At 65.8% G+C, this 588-nt stretch carries 1 protein-coding gene; it reads right to left on the reverse strand.

Annotated elements, in window-relative coordinates:
- A partial coding sequence (locus tag NKJ18_RS32965) for an IS256 family transposase (protein WP_352761621.1) occupies positions 1 to 588 on the reverse strand: 588 nt, incomplete at both ends.

The raw sequence follows: 588 nt of genomic DNA on the forward strand, positions 1-588 counted from the left end.
ATCGAGCGCGTTCCTGAGGAAGTGCACGTAGCAGCGTTGCCAGGCGGCTTCGGGGATCACCTCGCCGATCGCTGCCACCAGGCCGGCGTGATCGTCGGACACAACCAACTCGACGCCCTTGAGGCCGCGCGCCTTGAGGCCGACGAGGAAGTCCCTCCAGGCCGAGCGGCTCTCGCGATTGGCCATCTCCACGGCCAGGATCTGGCGCCTTCCGTCCCAGTCGATACCGACCGCGATCAGCACCGCCTGGCTCATGACAACACCGGCTTCACGCACCTTCTCGTAGCGCGCATCGAGGATGAGGTAAGGAAACGGCTCTTGAAGGGGGCGCCTGGCAAAGGCAGCGAGGCTCTCGTCCAGCCGCTTGTTGATGGCCGAGATCGACGAGGCCGAGAAGGCATGGCCGCACAGTTCTTCCGTGATCGCCTTCACCTTGCGGGTCGACACGCCCTGGACATACATCTCCGCCAGTGTCGCCACCAAGGCCCGCTCGGAACGCTGGTAGCGCTCGAACAGCTCGGTGGAGAAGCGCCCGGCCCGGTCCTGCGGAACCCGCAGCTCGAGCTTGCCGACCCGCGTCACAAGGGT

Origin of the sequence: Mesorhizobium sp. M0217, assembly GCF_040321955.1 — a bacterium.
Classification (GTDB): Bacteria; Pseudomonadota; Alphaproteobacteria; order Rhizobiales; family Rhizobiaceae; genus Mesorhizobium.